The organism is Streptomyces sp. NBC_00016 (genome assembly GCF_045040885.1).
Classification (GTDB): Bacteria; Actinomycetota; Actinomycetes; order Streptomycetales; family Streptomycetaceae; genus Streptomyces; species Streptomyces coriariae.
This window is the reverse complement of record NZ_CP108304.1, coordinates 4,786,431-4,806,070: the sequence shown is the minus strand read 5'-3', so window position 1 is coordinate 4,806,070 and position 19,640 is coordinate 4,786,431. Positions and strand designations below refer to the sequence as shown.

General features: G+C 71.4%; 17 protein-coding genes and 1 tRNA gene. 7 read left to right on the top strand and 11 right to left on the bottom strand.

Annotated features, from left to right (window positions below):
• The first annotated feature begins 61 nt into the window (after positions 1-61).
• The gene (locus OG933_RS21225) at positions 62-1,216 is read left to right on the top strand and encodes an aromatic acid exporter family protein (protein WP_405628448.1); all 1,155 of its coding nucleotides are present in this window, start codon (positions 62-64) and stop codon (positions 1,214-1,216) included.
• 85 nt (positions 1,217-1,301) lie between these two features.
• On the opposite strand, the gene OG933_RS21220 is transcribed toward OG933_RS21225, so the two are convergent.
• Positions 1,302-2,291 (bottom strand): helix-turn-helix domain-containing protein, encoded by a 990-nt coding sequence (locus OG933_RS21220; RefSeq protein WP_362530587.1) that lies wholly within the window; start codon positions 2,289-2,291, stop codon positions 1,302-1,304.
• A 69-nt stretch (positions 2,292-2,360) separates the two neighbouring features.
• The gene (locus OG933_RS21215) at positions 2,361-2,552 is read right to left on the bottom strand and encodes a hypothetical protein (protein ID WP_405628446.1); all 192 of its coding nucleotides are present in this window, start codon (positions 2,550-2,552) and stop codon (positions 2,361-2,363) included.
• On the opposite strand from OG933_RS21215, the gene OG933_RS21210 reads away from it, so the two are divergent.
• Complete coding sequence (locus OG933_RS21210; protein ID WP_405628444.1) at positions 2,530-3,570, top strand: saccharopine dehydrogenase family protein; 1,041 nt, start codon at positions 2,530-2,532, stop codon at positions 3,568-3,570. The genes OG933_RS21215 and OG933_RS21210 overlap by 23 nt on opposite strands.
• Before the next feature lie 46 nt (positions 3,571-3,616).
• Here OG933_RS21210 and OG933_RS21205 read toward each other — a convergent pair whose 3' ends face one another.
• Together OG933_RS21205 and OG933_RS21200 are read right to left on the bottom strand one after the other, a co-directional pair.
• Positions 3,617-4,678, bottom strand: coding sequence for a YihY/virulence factor BrkB family protein (locus tag OG933_RS21205; RefSeq protein WP_405628443.1), 1,062 nt, complete (start codon positions 4,676-4,678; stop codon positions 3,617-3,619).
• Positions 4,679-4,750: 72 nt separating this feature from the next.
• A complete protein-coding gene (locus tag OG933_RS21200; RefSeq protein WP_405628442.1) occupies positions 4,751-5,872 on the bottom strand; it encodes a CPBP family intramembrane glutamic endopeptidase in 1,122 nt (373 codons plus the stop codon).
• Between the two features lie 138 nt (positions 5,873-6,010).
• Here OG933_RS21200 and OG933_RS21195 point away from each other — a divergent pair, with 138 nt between their 5' ends.
• Complete coding sequence (locus tag OG933_RS21195) at positions 6,011-8,386, top strand: histidine kinase (RefSeq protein ID WP_405628441.1); 2,376 nt, start codon at positions 6,011-6,013, stop codon at positions 8,384-8,386.
• Positions 8,387-8,601: 215 nt separating this feature from the next.
• On the opposite strand, the gene OG933_RS21190 is transcribed toward OG933_RS21195, so the two are convergent.
• Both OG933_RS21190 and OG933_RS21185 read right to left on the bottom strand, forming a co-directional pair.
• Positions 8,602-9,612, bottom strand: a complete 1,011-nt coding sequence (locus tag OG933_RS21190; RefSeq protein WP_405628439.1) for a zinc-binding dehydrogenase — start codon at positions 9,610-9,612, stop codon at positions 8,602-8,604.
• Positions 9,605-10,036 (bottom strand): tautomerase family protein, encoded by a 432-nt coding sequence (locus OG933_RS21185; protein ID WP_362530601.1) that lies wholly within the window; start codon positions 10,034-10,036, stop codon positions 9,605-9,607. Before OG933_RS21185 ends, OG933_RS21190 begins: the two co-directional genes overlap by 8 nt.
• Before the next feature lie 128 nt (positions 10,037-10,164).
• Here OG933_RS21185 and OG933_RS21180 point away from each other — a divergent pair, with 128 nt between their 5' ends.
• Positions 10,165-10,749 (top strand): TetR/AcrR family transcriptional regulator, encoded by a 585-nt coding sequence (locus OG933_RS21180; protein WP_362530604.1) that lies wholly within the window; start codon positions 10,165-10,167, stop codon positions 10,747-10,749.
• 47 nt (positions 10,750-10,796) lie between these two features.
• Here the strand turns inward: OG933_RS21180 and OG933_RS21175 are convergent, their stop codons facing one another.
• Both OG933_RS21175 and OG933_RS21170 read right to left on the bottom strand, forming a co-directional pair.
• The gene (locus tag OG933_RS21175; protein ID WP_362530607.1) at positions 10,797-11,273 is read right to left on the bottom strand and encodes a tautomerase enzyme; all 477 of its coding nucleotides are present in this window, start codon (positions 11,271-11,273) and stop codon (positions 10,797-10,799) included.
• Between the two features lie 440 nt (positions 11,274-11,713).
• Positions 11,714-11,787: transfer RNA gene (locus OG933_RS21170), tRNA-Gly, on the bottom strand.
• Positions 11,788-12,327: 540 nt separating this feature from the next.
• Between OG933_RS21170 and dcd the strand changes: the two genes are divergently transcribed.
• Positions 12,328-12,903: a dCTP deaminase gene (dcd, locus tag OG933_RS21165; protein ID WP_020133056.1), complete on the top strand. Its 576-nt coding sequence runs from the start codon at positions 12,328-12,330 to the stop codon at positions 12,901-12,903.
• Entirely contained in the window at positions 12,900-13,433 is a 534-nt protein-coding gene (locus tag OG933_RS21160) for a phosphoribosyltransferase (protein WP_405628437.1), read from the top strand. Before dcd ends, OG933_RS21160 begins: the two co-directional genes overlap by 4 nt.
• 154 nt (positions 13,434-13,587) lie before the next feature.
• Here the strand turns inward: OG933_RS21160 and OG933_RS21155 are convergent, their stop codons facing one another.
• From OG933_RS21155 to OG933_RS21145, 3 genes are all read right to left on the bottom strand, one after another.
• On the bottom strand, positions 13,588-14,367 hold the full coding sequence (locus OG933_RS21155) for a hypothetical protein (RefSeq protein ID WP_362530610.1): 780 nt from the start codon (positions 14,365-14,367) through the stop codon (positions 13,588-13,590).
• 184 nt (positions 14,368-14,551) lie between these two features.
• The gene (locus OG933_RS21150) at positions 14,552-15,643 is read right to left on the bottom strand and encodes a Yip1 family protein (protein WP_362530613.1); all 1,092 of its coding nucleotides are present in this window, start codon (positions 15,641-15,643) and stop codon (positions 14,552-14,554) included.
• A 146-nt stretch (positions 15,644-15,789) separates the two neighbouring features.
• On the bottom strand, positions 15,790-18,081 hold the full coding sequence (locus OG933_RS21145) for a heterodisulfide reductase-related iron-sulfur binding cluster (protein ID WP_405628435.1): 2,292 nt from the start codon (positions 18,079-18,081) through the stop codon (positions 15,790-15,792).
• Positions 18,082-18,376: 295 nt separating this feature from the next.
• On the opposite strand from OG933_RS21145, the gene OG933_RS21140 reads away from it, so the two are divergent.
• Positions 18,377-19,636, top strand: coding sequence for an undecaprenyl/decaprenyl-phosphate alpha-N-acetylglucosaminyl 1-phosphate transferase (locus OG933_RS21140; protein ID WP_405628433.1), 1,260 nt, complete (start codon positions 18,377-18,379; stop codon positions 19,634-19,636).
• Positions 19,637-19,640 lie beyond the last annotated feature (4 nt).

Genomic DNA, 19,640 nt, shown 5'->3' with positions numbered 1-19,640 from the left:
CCCCGGCTGGGCCCTCGGAACGGGGGGTGCGTCTCGCCCCTGGTGTGGCACTCGCTGTGACATGGAGTGGACGCGTAGGGCGACATGGGTTGTTCGGCGGTGGGCCGGCTCCGTCGTGGCCGCGGTGCGGCGGGCGGGGGAGGGGCCGGGCCGGGAGCGGGACCTGGCGGTGCAGGCGGGCAAGGCGGCGCTGGCCGCCTGGCTGGCGTGGGCGGTCGTGGGCTGGTGGCTCGAGGCGCCGATGGCGTTCGTCGCGCCGTGGGTCGCCGTCGTGCTGGTGGAGGCGACCGTGTACCGGTCCGTCGCGCACGGGCTCCAGCAGCTCGCGGCGATCGCGGTGGGTACCGCGGTGGCGACGGCCGGGGCGCTGCTGCTGGGCAGCACGATGGCCGCCATGGCCCTGGTCCTTCCGGCGGTGCTGCTGCTGGGGCAGTGGCAGCGGCTGGGAAGCCAGGGTGTCTACGCCGCCACCGGTGCGCTCTTCGTGCTGACCGGTGGCCAGGTGAGTGTCGTCTCGTCGGCCGCCCGCATCGCGGAGGCGGTCTTCGGCGCGGTGGTCGGGGTGGCGGTCAACGTGCTGATCCGGCCGCCGGTGTACCTGCGCGACGCCCGTGCCGCGCTGGAGGACGCGGCTCGTGAGGCGCAGGAGATCCTGGACGCGGTGGCCGACGGCCTGGCCGACGGCGAGTGGGACGGGCAGGCGGCCGGGAGCCGGCACGAGCGGGCCCTGCGGCTGGGCCGGCTCGTCGACCAGGCACGGTCGGCGATCGGCTGGAGCCGGGAGAGCATGCGCGGCAATCCGCGGGGGCGCCGCGCGCGGCTCCCTTCCTCGCGCGGCAAGGCGTACGACGACGCGCTGGTCGTGCTCGACCACGTCGCCGTCCACACGGTGGGGGTGACCCGGACCGTGTGGGAGATCGCGGAGCGCGGGGAGAAGGCCCGGCCGCCCGCCGGCATCACCCACGCCTACGCGGACTTCCTGCGCCACACGGCCCGCGCGGTCCGGCTGTACGGTCGGACCCGGTTCGCCCCGGGCGGCTCCGACGACCGTGCGGCGGAGCGACTGCGCGAGGCGGTCGAGGAGCTCCACCGCACTCTCGACGAGTTCCGCCGGCGGCTGCCGGGAGCCGTGCCCGACGATCCGGACGCGCTGGTGACGTACGGAACGCTGCTGGCCCAGGCGCACCGCCTGGCCGACCAGCTCGTCCGGGACTGACGCCCCCGCCCACGCCGTCCCCGAGGACCGCCGGGGCTCGCGCGGGCGCCCGCACCGATGCGGCCCGCACCGATGTGGCCTGCGCCTATGTGGCCCGCACCTGTGTGGCCTGCGCCGGGTCGGTGTCGGGCCGTGAGCGGAAGGTCCGGCGGTAGGTGTCCGGAGGCACGCCGACCGTGCGGTTGAAGTGCCTGCGCAGTGTCGTGGCGGTGCCCATGCCGGTGGCCGTCGCGATGACGTCGACGACGTCGTCGGTGGTCTCCAGCAGCTCCTGCGCCCGGCGGATCCGTTGGGTCAGCAGCCATTGCAGCGGGGTGGTGCCGGTCACCGTCCTGAAGTGGCGGCCCAGGGTGCGCGAGCTCATCCCCGCCCGGCGGGCCAGGTCCTCCACGCCGAGGGGCCGGTCGAGCCGTTCGATCGCCCAGGGGAAAAGGGAGGCGAGCGGGTGGTCGTCCCGGGCGGGCACCGGGGCGGCGACGAACTGGGCCTGGCCGCCCGCCCGGTGCGGCGGCACGACCAGGCGGCGGGCGACCGCGTTGGCGACGGACGAGCCGTGGTCGAGGCGGACGAGATGCAGGCACAGATCCATCGCGGCGGCCTTGCCCGCTGAGGTGAGCACGCTGCCGTTGTCCACGTAGAGCACGTCCGGGTCGACCTCCAGCCGCGGGTAGCGGGCGGCCAGGACCTCGGTGTGCGCCCAGTGCGTGGTCGCGCGCCTGCCGTCCAGCAGCCCGGCGGCGGCCAGCACGAACGCGCCCGTGCACAGGGAAGCCACGCGCGCACCCGCCTCGTGGGCCGCGCGCACCGCGCCGACGAGTTCGGCGGGCGGCTCCTCGTCGACGTCCGCCCAGCCGGGGACGATCACCGTGTCGGCGGGCCGGAGGCGGCGGAGGCGGTCGAGCCCCTGGTCGGGCTCCAGCCGGAACCGGCCGACCCGCACGGCGTCCGACCCGCAGACCTCGACCTCGTACCAGGGGACGGTCACGCCGACCGGGGCGGCGCCGAACACCTCGTACGCCATGGACAGTTCGAAGTGCAGCATCCCCTCGGTGACGGCCAGCGCGACGGTACCCATGTCCGAAAGTGTACGGGGCGTGTCGTTCCGGACACTCCCACGGAGACACCCGCCTTCGCCAGGATGTTCTCAACGGATCACGCGGATCACGCGGATCACACGGATCGCGGATCTTTCGAAGACGGGGGACAAAACCATGGCATCGGCATCGGCATCGGCATCGGAATCGGTATCAGCATCGGCATCGGCATCCGGATCGGGAACGGCGTCGGAGTCGGGGTCGGGGCGGACGGTGACGGTGTACGGCGCGTACGGCCACACCGGACGCTTCGTGGTGGCACAGCTGCGGGACCGCGGATTCGTTCCGGTCCTCTCCGGCCGCGACGCCGAGAAACTGCGAGCGGCAGCGGCGGCGGCTGCGGCATCCGAACCCGCACCCGGACTCGAGGTCCGGCCGGCGTCGGTCGACGACCCCGCCTCGCTCGACCGTGCCCTGGCCGGCGTGGACGCCGTGATCAACTGCGCGGGGCCCTTCGCCACGACCGCCGCTCCGCTGATCGAGGCGGCACTGCGCGCCGGGATCCCGTACGTCGATGTGGCGGCCGAGATCGAGGCCAACCTCGACACGTTCGCGCACTTCGCGGACCGCGCCCGCGCGGCGGGAGCCGTGATCGTCCCCGCGATGGCCTTCTACGGAGGTCTCGGCGATCTGCTGGCCACGGCCGCGATGGGCGACTGGACGGCGGCCGACGAGGCGACCGTCGCGTACGGACTGAGCGGTTGGCATCCGACCCCCGGGACGCGCACCGCCGGGACGGTCTCGCGGGAGCGGCGCGGCGGCAGGCGCGTCCGCTACACCGGCGGGCGACTGGAGTACCACGACGACCGTCCGACGCTCCTGAAGTGGGCGTTCCCCGACCCGATGGGCACCAGGGAGGTCGTCGGGGAGTTCACCATGGCCGACGTGGTCACCCTCCCCAGCCACCTCGCCGTCCCCGCCGTACGCACCCACATGACGACCGAGGCGGCCACGGACCTCGCGGCCCCGGACACACCGGCGCCGACCGCGGCCGACGGGAACGGCCGGTCCGACCAGACCTTCGTCGTCGACGTCGTCGTGCGCTCGGGCGACACCGAACGGCGCGCCGTGGCGAGCGGCCGGGACATCTACGCGGTCAGCGCGCCGCTCGCGGTGGAGGCGGTCCACCGCATCCTCACCGGCCGGACCCGCACGGTGGGTGTCGCCTCGGCCGGCGCGATCTTCGACGCGCCGGACTTCCTCCGCGCCCTGTCCCCGCACATCTCCCTCGAACCGCTCCGGGAGCGGACGGTGTCCTGACCTCGCATGCGGGCGGCGGCGGCCCTGGGCCCCGGCCGCCGCCGGGTCAGGACCCGAGGCGGCGGCGGTCCTCCTCGTCCCACTTCTGGGTGTCGCGCGGCTGGACGTACGGCTCCTCGTCGGCCGGGTGGCCACCGGCGACGGCGCGTTGGCGGACCATTTCCGCGTCGAACTCCAGGCCGAGCAGGATGGCCAGGTTGGTGATCCACAACCACACCAGGAAGATGATCACGCCGGCGAGCGTGCCGTAGGTCTTGTTGTACGAGCCGAAGTTGGCCACGTACAGCGCGAACCCGGCGGACGCCGCCACCCAGATCAGCAGGGCCAGGAAGCTGCCCGGCGTGACCCAGCGGAAGCCACGCACGCGTGCGTTCGGAGTGGCCCAGTACAGGACCGCGATCATCACCGTGACCAGGACCACCAGCACCGGCCACTTGGCGATCGACCACACGGTGAGCGCCGTGTCGCCGACCCCGAGGGTGGTGCCGACCTGCCGGGCCAGACTGCCGGTGAACACCACGATCAGCGCGCTGATCACCGCCATGACCATCAGTACGACGGTCACGCCGACCCGCACCGGCAGCACTTTCCACACCGGACGGCCCTCGGGGATGTCGTAGACCGCGTTGGCGCTGCGGATGAACGCGGCGACATAGCCGGACGCCGACCACACCGCCAGCACCAGACCGACGATCGCCATGACCGAGCCGACCCCGCCCTTGCCCTGCATCTGCTGCACCGCGCTGCGCAGAACGTCCTGAGCCGCGCCCGGCGCGAGTTTCTGGATGTTGTCCAGGACCGCCTGTGTGGCCGACTGCCCGACGATCCCCAGCAGCGACACCAGCGCCAGCAGCGCGGGGAACAGCGCCAGGATCGAGTAGTAGGTAAGGGCCGCCGCGCGGTCGGCCAGCTCGTCCTTCTTGAACTCCTTCAGGGTCCCTTTCAGTACCGCTCCCCAGGAGCGTTTGGGCAGGTCCGTGGGCTTGTCGGGGGCCTGTCGCTCCACCTGCTCGTCCGGACCGGCGGCGACCGGATCCTGTCCGGTCCCGTCCTCACGGTCCGCCGTCTGCTCGCCGTGCCGCTTGTGCGGCTTCAGTGTCCGTGCCATGCCGTACGGGTATCCGGCCGGACACCGCCCATGCACATATATGGAACATATCGGACTTTGCGACGGTGGTGGTCACGGCGACGTCTCCCTGCAGGGAGCAGCCTCCGGGGGCAGACCCGGCGCGTCCGCGCGGTCGGCGTACGGGACCGGCCCAGGCCCATGGACCGGGACCGGCCCAGGCACAGGGGCCCAGGACACCGGGACGTGAGCGGCGTGGGCCTGGGGGTGCGGGCCGGGCAAGGGCCACGGCGGCGGGACCGGGACCGGGGCCGGTGCGGGGACGGTGCGGGTCGGCGGGTGGCGACGCGCCAGCCAGAGGACGGCCGCCGTGTACAGGGCGATGCCGACCAGGTCGAGGGCCACGAGCTGCCACGGAGCGTCCGCGGCGGTGTCGTCGCTCTTGAGGCCGTCGACGACGGCGGCCGAGACACCGAAGGCCAGGAGGTTGTTCACGGCGTGCAGGCCGATGGCCGCCTCCAGCCCGCCGGTGCGTACGGTGAGCCAGCCCGCGACCACTCCGTACAGGGCCAGGTCGGCGAAGCCCCACGGGGTGCCCCAGCCGTGGGCGGCGGCGAACAGGACGGCCTGGGGCACGAGCGCCCACCAGGGAGAGCGCAGGAACGCGCCGACCGCCTGCGTGAGCCAGCCGCGGAAGACGTACTCCTCGGCGGCCGCCTGCAGCGGTACCAGGACCACCAGCATGGCGAGGGCCGGACCGAAGACCTCCCAGCCCGCCCACCGCGACGGCGCGGCATCGTCCGTGGGCAGCAGGAGCATGGCCCCCGTGGTCACGGCGAGGACCGGGAGGGCCACCAGCACGCACCGCCCCAGCCAGGGCCACCGCAGTCCGCCCGTCACGGACGAGACCGTGCCCGCCGGCCGACGGCCGGCCCAGCGCACCGCGAGCAGGACGACAGGTATGGCGGAGGCGATCGCCAGCAGGTCGAGGGCGGTGCCCGAGACGGGGCCGAACTCGACGGTCCCGTCGGCGGCTTCGGGGTAGCCCCTGGCCGCTCCCAGGACGGAGACGAGGGCGTAGAGCAGTCCGGCCACCAGCACGCACGCCACGGCCACGAACCCGGTGCCGAGCACGGGCCGCCACCATCGGTGACGTGCCGAGACCCGGGCCATGCGGTGATAGGGGAGCAGTTCGGGGAGGAGCGCGGGCACCGGGGCGGCGAGCGGAGGCGTCATGGCGACAAGCCTCCCCGCGGGCCCGTGCCCCCCACATCGGCCGCGGGCACGAACGGCGCCTCTGCCGGAGGATAGAGAGCGGCCTCCTCCCCGGGGCCGGTACCGTGCCGCCGCACCCCGCCCTACGCTCGTGCCGAGATGGAGACGATACGCAACTGGCTGCTCCCCGCACTGCTCGCGACCGGACAGATCGCCTGGCTGTGGCCCGGAGCCGGTCTGGCCGGCGAGGAGGTGCCCGGGGCGGCGGCGCTCGTCGCCGTGCTCGGCGCGCTGGTCGTGGAGACGGCCGCGCTGGGCCGTCGACGGCAGGCGCCGGTCCGGGCCCTGGCCTGGTCCCTCGGCGCTCTCCTGGTGGGCCAAACGGCCTGGCAGGACGGCTACTTCGGGGTGGGTGCGCCGGTCGCGCTGTATTCGGTCGCGGTGCGCTGCCCCGTGCCCGTGACCGTACGCGCGGTCGCCGCGGCCGTGGGCGTCGAGTGGCTCCTGTCGCTCGTCCATGTCGGGGTCCGGCCCGCGCTCGCCTCCGAGTGGGTGCTCGGCGCGCTCCTGTACGTCGTCTGCGCGGGGCTCGGCGAGGCCCGCCGGCAGTGGCTCAGGGGACGGTCGCTCGCGACCCGCCTGCTGGCCGGCGCGGAGGAGGCCCGGCGGCTGGCGGGCGACACCGAACGGCGGCGGCTGGCCCGTGAACTGCACGATGTGAGCGCCCATCACCTGACTTCGGTCGTCATCACGGCCGACGCCGCGCGAAGACTCGGCGACAGCAGGCCCGAGCTGACGGCCGAGGCGTTGTCGTTCGCCGAGCGCACCGGCACCGAGACCCTGACGGCGCTGCAGCGCCTCGTCGGTCTGCTGCGCGACGCCGACCGTCCGGCTCCCCCTCCGATGACCGCGCGCATCGAGGAACTCATCGCCGGATTCGGCCGGTTGGGGCGACCGATCGACGCCGTGCTCCCCGACGACCTGGCCGGACCGGCGGCCGAGGCGGTGCACGGGATCGTCCGCGAGGCCCTGACGAACGCCCTGAGGCACGCCCCGGGCTCCGCCGCGCACGTCAGCGTCCTGCGCGGGGAGGGCGTCCTGGAACTGCGCGTCGACAATGCTCCCCCGCGCGGCTCGGCACCGGACGGCGTCGACGCCGTCGACCCCGTCGACGGGCTGGGGTCGGGACGCGGCGTCACGGGGATGAAGGAGCGGGCCGCGGCCGTCGGCGGGGAACTGACGGCCGGCCCCGCACCCGGCGGTGGCTGGCGGGTCCGGGCCACCCTGCCCGACGTCACGGGGCCGTGGGGTCCGCCCGAGGGCGCGGGCCGGCGCGACGTGCTGCGGGAACAACGGCTGGCCGATCCCGCGCTGGTGTGCACGGCGACGCTCCTTCCCCTGGTGTTCGCCCTGGTCACGGCGGAGGAGTGGACAGGCGCGAGCCTGCGCGCCGCGGTGCCCGGCCTGCTCGTCGGGGCGGTGCTGCTGACCGCTCACGCGGTGCCGCTGCTGTGGCGACGGCGTGCCCCGTGGCCGGCGCTTCTCGGCGTGCTGGCCACGTCGTGGCTGTGGCCGGTGGCGGTCGCCGGGGCCGGGCTGCCGTCGCGGGTGTTCGTGTTCTTCGCCGGCGGAGCGCTCGCGGAGCTGCTGGCGGTGTACGCGGTGGCGGTCTACGGCCGGGGCGCCGCCCCTACCTGGCCCGCGTGGGGCGCGGCGGCGATCTCGCTCTCCGGGACCCTGGTCGCGACGGCGGGCGCGGACGGCGCGTTGTCGGGCGAGGAGGCGATGTGGCCCACCGCCGTGGTGATGTTCGTGCCGTTGGCCATGGTGCTGGGCGCGGTGTTCGCCGGCCTGTGGGGTGCCGGGCTCGCCGTGCGGCGCCGACGGCTGCGGATCCTGGCCCTGGACGACTTCGCGTTGGCGGGCGCGCTGTGGCACGCGGAACGGGCCGCGGACGCCGAACGTCAGCGGCTGGCGGCGAAGTTGCGGGACGCCGTCCTGCACCTCACGGCGGCACTGGTCGAACAGGCCCGGCAGGGGCGGCTGGAGGCGGTGGCCGCCGAGGCCCGGTCGGCACTCGCCGCCATGCGCGAACTCCTGCACAGCCTGGGCGAGTCGGAGGATCCCGGGCACGCACTGGCTCCGGCGCCCACCGTCGCGGACCTCGGCACACTGTGCCGGACCGTGCGCGCGGCCGGGCGGGACGTGACCCTGCGGGGCCTGCCGGAGGCCGCGCGGGATCTGCCGCCCGCGGTGGCCCTGTCGGCGTACCGGATCGTCGAGGCGGCGCTCGGCGCGGGCGATCGAGGACCGGCCCGGGTCACGCTGAGGCGACGGCGGGACACCCTGCGCGTGACGGTGTCGGGCGTACCGCTGGCCGTCACCGGCCCCGTGGCCGAACGCCTGAAGGTGCGGGCGGGAACGGGTGCCGGACGCATCACTCTCGAACAGCCGGGTGTCGTAAGGGCGTTGCTGACGACCCGGCCGCCCGGTCCGGCGCCCGCACCGGAGGTGTCCCCGTCGTCACCCGCATGACGGGTCGGGCGGGGCCGTACCCCGGCCCAGCCGATGAGCCCCCGGATCGCCGCCGTCAAGTTGAACACCACCGCCGCCTGCGCCACCCCATGGACCTGGCCGGAGTCCGCACCCGCATGCAACTCGGCGCCCACGCCGTCCGACACGGCTGGTCAGAACCGCCGGTACCGAGCCGGACGCAAGGCCGGTGACTCGTGGGGTGCGGGCCGGGCGGATCAGTCAGCGGCCCGGACGAAGACGGGCTTGAGGTGTTTCTCCGGCAGCGCGGTCGGCAGGTCCTCCCAGTCGATGACGTGGGAGACCACCTTCTCGGGGGCGACCTTGCCGGAGGCGGCGAGTTCGAGGGCATCGGGTATGTGGGCACGGACGTTGTCCCGCGCGATGCGCAGGGTGACGCCGGTGAGGTACATGTCGAGCAGGGGCAGCTCGCCCGGGCGGAAATGGTTGCCCGCCGACTCGCAGATCCCTTCGGGACTGAGGGACTTGACGGCCAGAGCGAGCTGGTCGACGCGTCCGGTGGCCTCGACCACGATGTCGTAGCCCTGGTGGATCGGTTCCAGGGCTTCGGCGGTGGCGGCCCCGAAAGCGCGAGCCAGGGCGCGGTGTTCGGGGTCGGGGTCGGCATGGAGGACGTCGGAGGCACCGAGGGCGCGGGCGATGTCGCACACGTACAGCCCGATGCTGCCGCGGGCGACGACCAGGACGCGTGCTCCGGGGCGAGCCTTGAGGTGGGGGGCGACCAGGCGCCAGGCCAGGGACCAGTTGTCGCTGGCCGAGGCCATGGCGACCGGGTCCAGGCCGGCCGGTAGCGGGACGAGCATGGCGTCGGCGTAGGGCACGCGGACCAGGTCGGAGAAGAGTCCGCCCCAGCTGCCGCCGATCGGTGCGCCGTACATCGCCATGTAGGGCACGGCGGTGCAGTGCGCGGTCAGCCCGGCCAGGCACCGCTCGCAGGTGCCGCAGTTGATGGACCAGGGGACGACGACCAGGTCGCCGAGGGCGACGGTGGTGACGGCGTCGCCGGTTTCGACGACCCGGGCGACGCACTCGTGGCCGAGGGCGAAGGGCGGATCGATGAAGCCGTGACCGGCGAGGATGGAGGAGTCGACGTCGCAGGAGGTGGCTGCCACCGGTGCAACGATCGCCTGTCCGTCGGACTGGAGTCTCGGGTCCGGTGTCTCGCGCCACTCGACGGTTCGCCGGGCGACGTAGGCCAGTTCACGCATCGGCGCGCTGTCCCTTCGCCAGTGCCACCAGGTCGGCGTAGCGGATGACGGAGCCGCCGGCGCCCCACGTGCCGTCGGGCTGCTCGTGCACGAGCACCCACACCCGCAGGGCGTCGTCCCGGTCGAGGCCGGCTGCGGCCAGGACGGTCTTCGTCGCCTCCTCGACCAGGCCCGCTTTGCGGCGTTCGGACAGGGCTCCTTGCGGGACGGCGACCTCCACCAGGAAGCGCGGCGCGTCGTCCTCGGCGGTGATCTGGGCGCCTTCCGGCAGTTCGACGAGGTAGCTCCAAGCCTGGGCCCGGAAGAACGGCGTGTCGGGTGCGCCCTCCCAGCGCAGCAGCAACGCCGCGAGGTCGCGCTGGATGCTCTGGCGGCCTTGTGGGGTCAGGGCGGCGGCCGGGGCCGTGAGCCGGATCATCGGCATGGCATACCTCGCTTTGTCGTTCGTCTTCGTGTCGTTCGGCGACACAGGTCTATGACGATCGTTATAAGTGGCGGTCACGTTAGACTATGACGGCTGTTATAGCCAGGGGGTCGGAAGGGATCTTGTACGTGACCAAGTCCAGCACGGCGGCGCGCGAGCGGATCGTGGCCGGCGCGGCCGACATGATCAGTCGGCGCGGTCTGAACGCGACGAGCATCCGCGAGATGGCCAAGCACGCCAGGGCGCCGCTCGGCTCGACGTACCACTACTTCCCGGAAGGCAAGCAGCAGTTGGCCACCGAGGCCGTCCGCCACACGGGCGAGTGGGTCTCCCGCGCCCTGCGCAAGGAGCTGGAGGCGGGGCCGGTTGCGGGACTGCGGGCGTTCCTCGTCCTGTGGCGCAAGATCGTCGTCGACAGTGACTTCAGGGCGGGCTGCCCGGTTCTCGCCGTCTCCATCGAGGAGCCACCCACTGACGAGACGCCCGCTGTCCTGGTAGCGGCGGCTGACGTCTTCAGTGCCTGGGAAAACCTGCTGGCCGACTCGCTGCGCGAGCACGGCGCGGAACGCGAGCAGGCGGCCCAGCTCGCGACCCTCGTCGTCGCGGCCGTCGAGGGGACCGTGGCCATGTGCCGCGCCAAGCGCAGCACTCAGCCCCTGGACCGTGCCGCGGAGCAGTTGCAGGCACTCGTCCTCGCCGCGATCAAGGACTGACCGTGCGGCGGGTTCGATGCATGCCCGCAAGCGCGTCGCAGTCGACGTCAGGCACCGAGTGCGGCCCGGACGGCCTTGACCCTCTCCGCCGTGAATACTCCGCTCTCGAGAAGCGGCAGGATCGACAGTACGGCTCCGGACGAGCCCCAGCTTCCCTCGTCTATCACGCGGAAGTTGACCCACCACGTCGGTGACGGCCTCTCCAGTCCGCAGGCCGCCGCCAGTGCGGCCAGGACGCGCCCGATGGCTTGGGCGCGTACGTCCGGCTGCCAGGCGGCGTCCATGACCGCGATGTCGATCACCATCACGTCGAGTTCCCGACCGGCGTCCGAGAGCAGCCGTCCGCCGATCGCCATCATGTCCTGCTCGCGCTCGACGAAGTGCACCTGGAACCCGACGCGGGCGGCAGGGGCCGACTGCCCCACCTCGGGCACCAGCACCGCGTCCGTCAGTGTCTCGGCCAGCTCGCGGCGCTGCTCGAGACCCAGGCGCCCCTTGGGGGTGTTCACGGTAATGATCGTCACGACATCCTCCTATGACAGTCGTTATAGGCGCTGAGGCTACATGTTCTATAACGACCGTCATAGTCGGCGACGTCCGCGTGGCTGATCGTCGGATTGCCCGCCATCGGCAGCCGGTCGCCCGCGCTGTAGGTGTCCATGGCGGCGTCCGTGGGCCAGCCTGGTGGGGTGGGCCACGGTCAACCGATGTCCGCTCGTGGTCCACACGCCGTCTTCAGCGGCGGGCCTTACGGCGACGATGACGAGACCGGTCCGGGGCCCGAACTCCCTGTCTCGGACTTGGAGAAGTCCTGGCCGGCCCGCCGGACCGTCGAGCGGGGTGACGCCGGGCACCTCCAGCAGGAGAAGCCCTGGCCGAGCCCCTGTGGTGCGGATGTGCGCCTGCCCCGCCCACCGGGCTGAACAACAAAGAACCCCCGGGTCGTCGACCTGGGGGTTTGGTGTGGAGCGGGTGACGAGAATCGAACTCGCACTCTCAGCTTGGGAAGCTGATGTTCTACCACTAAACTACACCCGCGTAATACGCCGGTCTGAACCGGTGTCGGAACGCCCCGTCACTCTACCTCATGCCGGGCCCCGGCCGATGAAGCCATGGGGTCCGAGCGCGTTTCAGGGGGTGGATCCTGCTGCGAGCGGCCGGAGTTGGGGCGTACGGTGGGGCGTACGGTGGGGTAGTGGAAGTGGGGTCGGGCGGGGTCGGAGTGCCGCCTGGAGGGTCGTCCCGTTCGTCCCGTAATGTGGCTTTCGTGGTCCGGCGGGCAGCAGCCGGACAGGGCTCTTGGGGAAGGGACTCTAGGACTTGATGGAGCGCACCGTCGTCCGTTGTGCCGATGGGCACGTGTTCAGCACCGCTTCGTTCCCGATGCAGCAGGCCGAGCGGCTCGGTCCCGGGCGACTCGTCCGGTGCCCTCGGTGTACCCGGTTGCGGAGTGCCGTACCGGTGGTGCTCGAGAAGCGGTAGCGGCAACAGGAGCCGGAGGCGCTGGAGGCGCCGCCGGTCTGGCGCGCGGAGTCGTCCGATGGTGGTCGCTCCGCGCGCTTTGCGTATCCTCGGGACGTGCTTCTCTCAGACAAGGACATCCGGGCCGAGATCGACGCCGGGCGAGTACGGATCGATCCCTACGACGAATTTATGGTGCAGCCTTCGAGCATCGACGTACGGCTCGACCGGTTGTTCCGGGTGTTCGAGAACCACCGGTACCCGCACATCGACCCCTCCGTCGAGCAGGCCGACCTGACCCGGCTCGTGGAGCCCGAGGGCGATGAGCCGTTCATCCTCCACCCGGGGGAGTTCGTGCTCGCGAGTACCTACGAGGTCATCACGCTTCCCGACGATCTCGCCTCGCGACTCGAGGGCAAGTCCTCCCTCGGGCGGCTCGGGCTGGTCACCCACTCCACCGCCGGGTTCATCGACCCCGGGTTCTCCGGGCATGTGACGCTCGAGCTGTCCAACCTCGCCACCCTGCCGATCAAGCTCTGGCCCGGTATGAAGATCGGCCAGCTGTGCATGTTCCGGCTCACCTCGCCGGCCGAGTCCCCGTACGGCAGCGAGCGGTACGGGTCCAGGTACCAGGGCCAGCGCGGGCCGACGGCCTCCCGGTCCTTCCTCAACTTCCACCGGACCCAGGTGTGAGCGGCGACGACCTGACCGGCGTGGGCGTGGAGCGGGAGAACCTGACCTACGAGCAGTTCGGCACCGCCGTCCGTGACCTCGCGCAGGCCATCGCCGACGACGGCTACGTACCCGACGTCGTACTGAGCATCGCCCGCGGCGGAGTGTTCGTCGCCGGCGGGCTCGCCTACGCCCTCGACTGCAAGAACATCCACCTGGTGAATGTCGAGTTCTACACCGGGGTGGGGACCACGCTCGAGATGCCCGTCATGCTCGCGCCCGTCCCCGACGTCATCGACTTCTCGGACAAGAAGGTCCTGATCACCGACGATGTCGCCGACACGGGCAAGACGCTCAAGCTCGTCCGCGACTTCTGTCTGGGCGCCGTCGCCGAGGTGCGCAGCGCCGTCATCTACGAGAAGCCGCAGTCGCTCGTGAAGTGCGAGTACGTGTGGAAGCGGACCGACGACTGGATCAACTTCCCGTGGAGCGTCCTGCCGGTGGTGCGTAAGGCGGGCGAGGCCGTCACGCCCTCCAGGGAAGCCCTCTAGGGAAGCCCTCTAGGGAAGCCCTCTGGCGACCTCGTGGGGCATGGCCCTCCGGGAGTGGGCCGTGTGGGGCATGAGTGAGGCGGGCCGGCCGTTTCTGGTGGCGGCCGGCCCGGTCCGGCTCATGTTTTCTTCTGTTTCTCCGCGTTACCGTTCGTCACTTCGCGCGGAGTACTTTGACGCCGTCCCGTTCGAAGTCGTAGACGTAGTCGTTGAGCCGCAGGCCGTCGACCGCGCCGATCCACATGAAGTCGCGTCCCTTGCCCACGGCGACCGTGTAGACCGTCGGCTTGGCGTTGACGTTGGTGAACGAGGCCCTCAGCTGGGCGAAGGTGCACTGGGCGGCCTGGGTGCAGGTCGTCTCGCCGCCCGTGAGGTACCAGTAGCCCGTCCTCGTGGCGTCGAGGAAGGGGCTCCAGCCGTTCGACACCGGGGACGCGGCCGGCACCCACACCAGCGTGGAGTAGTCGTCGCTTCCCGTCACGTTCGGGTCGATCTCGAACCTGATGTTCGGCATGTTCGGCGTGGCGCCCCCGTAGCCGACGTTCTCGCCCGTCTGGAACACGTGGAAACCGATTCGGCGCAGCCCCAGCAGCTGCTTCCCGAAGAAGTCCACTTCATTGCCGAAGTCGACCTTCTCGACCACTGTCGGAGTCACCGTCTGGGTGGCGCCCAACACCTCGATGCCGAGGCTGCCTCGCCCGTACGGGGGCTTGGCGGCAGTGCCCGTGGCGCCGAACGGGCCGAAGGGGCCGTTGCGGAGTTCGGCGACCGGCGAGCCGATCGTGTTGCGGGCGATCACGCCCCAGTGGTCAGAGTGGGCTCGGCCGTCGTCCGTCCGGGCGGCTGCCGATCCCGGGAGGATCAGGGCGATGACGGCGACCAGCAGGGCGGCCACGAGCGCCGTTCCCCGCCTCACGCCAAAGCGAGCTTTCACGCGCACTCCTTGTAGGAGGTGTAGGGAACAGTCACAATATATTACGCTCTGTAGTTGTCATGGTGCGACATGCGGCATTTTGAGTAGTTCGTTCCGGCTGGTGGCCGCGAGAGGTTGCTTCAGGTGATGGCATGCCAAGGGCCCCCGACCATCCGTCGGGGGCCCTACCGGTGTCCGCCAGGTACTAGAACGTGCCCAGCTTCACGATCGACAGCAGTGCGATCAGCTGGATCGACGACGCGCCCAGCGCCTTCGGCCACGGCAGGTCGTGGGAGCGGCTGACCATCAGGGTCAGCAGGGCGCCGGCCGCCACCCACGTCACCCAGCCCAGCAGCTGTACGAACGACGCGTCGCCGCCGAAGAACATCGCGACGACCAGACGCGGGGCGTCCGTGAGGGACATGATCAGCATGGAGAGGCCGACCGTGGGCTGCCAGGCGCCGTCGCCGCCCAGCTGGCGGGCCAGGGTGTGAGTGACCACGCCCAGGATGAAGGAGCTCAGCACCATCGCGACGGCCGTCGTCAGGACGATCGGGATCGCGTTGGACAGCGTCGCGTTGATCGCGTCCGCGCGCGTGTCGTCGAAGCCGAAGACCGCGAGCAGGCCGTAGAGGAACGTGACGACGAGGGCGGGGCCCCACATCGTGTAGTCCCGCATCTGGAGGAAGGTCTGCTTGGGGGTGAGGACGATCCCCTTCAGCAGCTCCTTCCAGTGCAGGCGCGGACCGACCGGGCCCGCCGGGGCGGAACCCGCGTGATACGTACCACCCTGGTTGTACTGGTCGTACTGCTGGTGGTCGTCGATCGAGAAGGCCTGGGTGTGCCCCGGGTTGTTCGCGGCGTACGGGTCGTGCGGGGCACCTCCCGGGCCGCCGGGCCCACCGGGGCCGCCCGGAGCGCCGTACGGGGCGTCGCCGCCGAAGTACTCCGGCTCGTCGCCGTTCTGCCCGCCGTACCCTCCGCCGTTCGCCTGCGGCCACTGGCCGCCGCCCGCGCCCGTGCCGCCGTACGGCGGACGCTGCTGCGGGTACGGCGGCTGGGCCGACGGGTAGCCGTACGACGGCCCCGAGGGTCCCGACGGTCCCGAGGACCGCGACGGCCCCTGGGGCGCCTGCTGCCCGTACGGAGGGTCTTGCGGTCGCGCTTGCGGGGCACGGTTGTCCCGGCCGCCGCGTCCCATCCTGAATCCAGCCACGCCTTCGAACGTACCTGGTCCCGGAGAGTGACGTGGCGGGGCCAGCCGTCCGGGTACGGCTTTGCTGCCGAGCTGTGACATCCCCTAAGGGGAGTAACGGGGCGGAATTCAGTGGTTCTTCAGGAGTGAAGGCGTGCACGGCGACGCCCCCGTGTCCACGGTGGGACACGGGGGCGTCGGTACAGCCGGGGTGAAGCTGGGGTGCAGCTGGGGTGCAGCCGTTCGGGCTACTTCACCGGCTGGGGTTCCGGCTCGTTCTCGGTCTGTGCCTCGCCCGCCGGGGGCTCGTCGTCGACCGGGGTCTTGACGGACTCCAGGAGGAGTTGGGAGACGTCGACGACCTGGATGGTCTCCTTGGCCTTGCCTTCGTTCTTCTTGCCGTTGACGGAGTCGGTGAGCATGACGAGGCAGAAGGGGCAGGCGGTGGAGACGATGTCGGGGTTGAGGGAGAGGGCTTCGTCGACGCGCTCGTTGTTGATGCGCTTGCCGATCCGCTCTTCCATCCACATCCGTGCGCCGCCGGCGCCGCAGCAGAAGCCGCGTTCCTTGTGGCGGTGCATTTCCTCGTTGCGCAGGCCGGGGACGCTGGCGATGATCTCGCGCGGGGGCGTGTAGATCTTGTTGTGCCGGCCCAGGTAGCAGGGGTCGTGGTAGGTGATGAGGCCCTCGACCGGGGTGACGGGGATGAGTTTGCCGTCGTCGATGAGGTACTGGAGCAGCTGGGTGTGGTGGATGACTTCGTAGTCGCCGCCGAGCTGCGGGTATTCGTTGCCGAGGGTGTTGAGGCAGTGCGGGCAGGTCGCGACGATCTTCTTCGCCGACTTCGGCTTCTTCGACTCCTCGGTGACGTTGCCGTCGTCGTCCGTCTCCTCGCCGAACGCGGCGTTGAGGGACATGACGTTCTCCATGCCGAGTTCCTGGAAGAGGGGTTCGTTGCCGAGGCGGCGGGCGGAGTCGCCGGTGCACTTCTCGTCGCCGCCCATGATCGCGAACTTGACGCCCGCGATGTGCAGGAGTTCGGCGAAGGCCTTGGTGGTCTTCTTCGCGCGGTCCTCCAGGGCGCCGGCGCAGCCGACCCAGTACAGGTACTCGACCTCGGTGAGGTCCTCGATGTCGCGGCCGACGACGGGGATCTCGAAGTCGACTTCCTTGAGCCATTCCAGGCGCTGCTTCTTCGCCAGGCCCCAGGGGTTGCCCTTCTTCTCCAGGTTCTTGAGCATGGTGCCCGCCTCGGACGGGAACGCGGACTCGATCATCACCTGGTAGCGGCGCATGTCGACGATGTGGTCGACGTGCTCGATGTCGACGGGGCACTGCTCGACGCAGGCGCCGCAGGTGGTGCACGACCACAGCACGTCCGGGTCGATGACACCGCCTTCTTCGGCGGTGCCGATCAGCGGGCGTTCGGCCTCGGCGAGCGCGGCGGCCGGCACCCCGGCCAGCTGCTCGGCGGAGGCCTTCTCCTCGCCTTCCGTGGTCTTGCCGCCGCCGGCCAGGAGGTAGGGGGCCTTGGCGTGCGCGTGGTCGCGCAGCGACATGATCAGGAGTTTGGGGGAGAGCGGCTTGCCGGTGTTCCAGGCGGGGCACTGGGACTGGCAGCGGCCGCACTCGGTGCAGGTGGAGAAGTCGAGCAGGCCCTTCCAGGAGAACTGCTCGACCTGGGAGACGCCGAAGACGTCGTCGTCGCCGGGGTCGGCGAAGTCGATCGGCTTGCCGCCCGACGTCATCGGCAGCAGGCCGCCCAGCGCGGTGGCGCCGTCGGCGTTGCGCTTGAACCAGATGTTCGGGAACGCCAGGAAACGGTGCCAGGCCACACCCATGTTGGTGTTCAGCGAGACCACGATCATCCAGATGAACGACGTCCCGATCTTGATCATCGCGACGAGGTAGACCAGGTTCTGGAGCGTGGTGACGCCCAGCCCCTTGAAGGCCAGGACGAGCGGGTACGAGGCGAAGTAGCCGGCCTCGTAGTGCTCCACGTGGTGCAGTGCACCCTCCAGGCCGCGCAGCACGTAGATGGCGAGGCCGATGGTGAGGATGACGTACTCGACGAAGTAGGCCTGGCCGGACTTGGAGCCGGCGAAGCGGGACTTGCGGCCCGCGCGGGAGGGCAGGTTCAGCAGGCGGATCGCCATGAGGACGACGATGCCCAGGATCGTCATCACGCCGATGAACTCGATGTAGAGCTCGAACGGCAGGAAGTCGCCGATGATCGGCAGCACCCAGTCGGCCTCGAAGAGCTGGCCGAAGGCCTGGGCGAGGGTCGGTGGCAGCGTCAGGAAGCCGATCGCCACGAACCAGTGGGCGAAGCCCACGATGCCCCAGCGGTTCATCCGCGTGTGGCCGAGAAACTCCCGTACCAGCGTCACGCTGCGCGCGTAGGGGTTGTCTGTCCGGGTTCCGGCGGGGAGCGGCTGGCCCAGCTTGAAGTACCGGACGAACTGGCCGACGGCACGTGCGATCAGGGCGACGCCGACCACGGTCAGAAGCAGCGACACGATGATCGCGGCGAGTTGCATTTGGGGGCTCCTCGGGCCTGCGAGGGAAATTACTAAGCGGTAACTTATGCAGTCCGTTTGAGACTACCCCGTATTCTCCGTCGCACTGTAGCGGGGTGCGGAGTGATCTCAGTCGCTGAGGGTTGCCTCAGAATCGGGTCGGGTTCGGGTGGGTGGAGCGTCGGGTTCCGGTTGGGTTCCGGCTGGGATCCGGTCGGGTTCCGGTGGGGATCCGCCTGAGATCCGGTTGGGATCCGGTGGCGAATCGGCCGTGTTATTCGTACCAAATTGGTACATATGTGACTAATTTATATCCGTGCTCTACGGGATCGTCGCCGCCATCACCGCCCTGTTCCTCGCCGCCGTCCTCGCCGCGCTGCTGCGCGTACCCGCCCTGCGCCTGGGGTTGCTCGACCGGCGGCAGCGGCAGCGGCGGGTGCCTCTGTTCGGGGGTGCCGCCGTGGTGCTCGCCACCTGTCTCGTCGCGGTCGCCGGGGACTGGACGGGCATCGCCCCGCTCGGCGACGGCATCGAGGTGCTGCTCGCCGCCGGGGGTGCCGTCGCCGCGCTCGGGCTGGTCGCGGACGTGTGGCGGCTCAACGCACGGTTCCTGGTGATCGGTACGGCGGTCGCGGCCGCCTTCGTGGTGCCGTACGGCGACACCGGGGTGGTGGCCGGAGTGGCCGGTGTCGGCTGGATCACCTTCGTCGCCCTCGCCTTCCGGTCGCTGGACCACGCCGACGGAGTGGCCGGAACCGTCGGGGTCGTCACCGCCTTCGGCGTGGCCGCCTGTGCCGCCGTCGAGGTCATGGACGGGCTGGCGGTACTGCTGAGCGTGTTCGCCGCCGCGCTGACGGGCTTCCTGATGCACAACTGGCCCCCCGCGCGTGTCGCCCTCGGGGCGTGCGGATCGCTCTTCGCGGGGTTCCTTCTCGCCGCGGCCGCCGTGATCGCCCGCGCGGGGCACGATCCGGTCGCCGGCGCGGGGGTGCTGGTCGCGCTCACCGCGGTCGCCGTGGCCGACGTCGTCCTGGTCGTGCTGTCCCGGCGGCTGGCCCGACGGCCGTTGCTGCGCGGCGGATCCGACCATCTCGCCCACCGGCTGCGGCGGTTGGGGCTCACCGCGCAGGGCGTGACCGTCCTGGTCGCGGTGGCGGCCTTCGCCGCGGTGCTCGTCGGGGTGCTGGTGCACGCCGGCTGGGTCGACGCGCGGGCGGTGTTGTGGGTGGCGGGCGGGGCACTCGTCGTCGTGCTCGGAATGCTGCGGGTCGCGGTGTACGGGCCCCCACGCGCGCGTGGCCGACGCGACCGACGGGCTCGGCGTGCCCGTACCGCGGGCGCCGCTCGGGGGGCGGGCGGTGCCGGTCATGGCGCCGGTGGCGGTCTTCGGGAGGCGCGGCTCGCGGGCCGTTCCGCGCCCCGCCCCGAGCAGCGTCCCGGGTCGGGTTCGGCGTCGGTGTACGCGCCCCGGCGTCAATCCGAGGACCAGGCGCACCACCCGGAACCCGGTGTGAGGAGAACCGGTCGATCCGTATCGCCGCAGGTCAACGCTTCCTTGCGCGTAAGGAACGGATAAGAGT

Bases quoted from the DNA above. Each gene is read 5' to 3' on its own strand.
- OG933_RS21225 (WP_405628448.1), top strand. From the start codon at position 62: ATGGAGTGGACGCGTAGGGCGACATGGGTTGTTCGGCGGTGGGCCGGC.
- OG933_RS21220 (WP_362530587.1), bottom strand. From the start codon at position 2,291: ATGGGTACCGTCGCGCTGGCCGTCACCGAGGGGATGCTGCACTTCGAA.
- OG933_RS21205 (WP_405628443.1), bottom strand. From the start codon at position 4,678: ATGGCACGGACACTGAAGCCGCACAAGCGGCACGGCGAGCAGACGGCG.
- OG933_RS21200 (WP_405628442.1), bottom strand. From the start codon at position 5,872: ATGACGCCTCCGCTCGCCGCCCCGGTGCCCGCGCTCCTCCCCGAACTG.
- OG933_RS21195 (WP_405628441.1), top strand. From the start codon at position 6,011: ATGGAGACGATACGCAACTGGCTGCTCCCCGCACTGCTCGCGACCGGA.
- OG933_RS21190 (WP_405628439.1), bottom strand. From the start codon at position 9,612: ATGCGTGAACTGGCCTACGTCGCCCGGCGAACCGTCGAGTGGCGCGAG.
- OG933_RS21185 (WP_362530601.1), bottom strand. From the start codon at position 10,036: ATGCCGATGATCCGGCTCACGGCCCCGGCCGCCGCCCTGACCCCACAA.
- OG933_RS21150 (WP_362530613.1), bottom strand. From the start codon at position 15,643: ATGTCACAGCTCGGCAGCAAAGCCGTACCCGGACGGCTGGCCCCGCCA.
- OG933_RS21145 (WP_405628435.1), bottom strand. From the start codon at position 18,081: ATGCAACTCGCCGCGATCATCGTGTCGCTGCTTCTGACCGTGGTCGGC.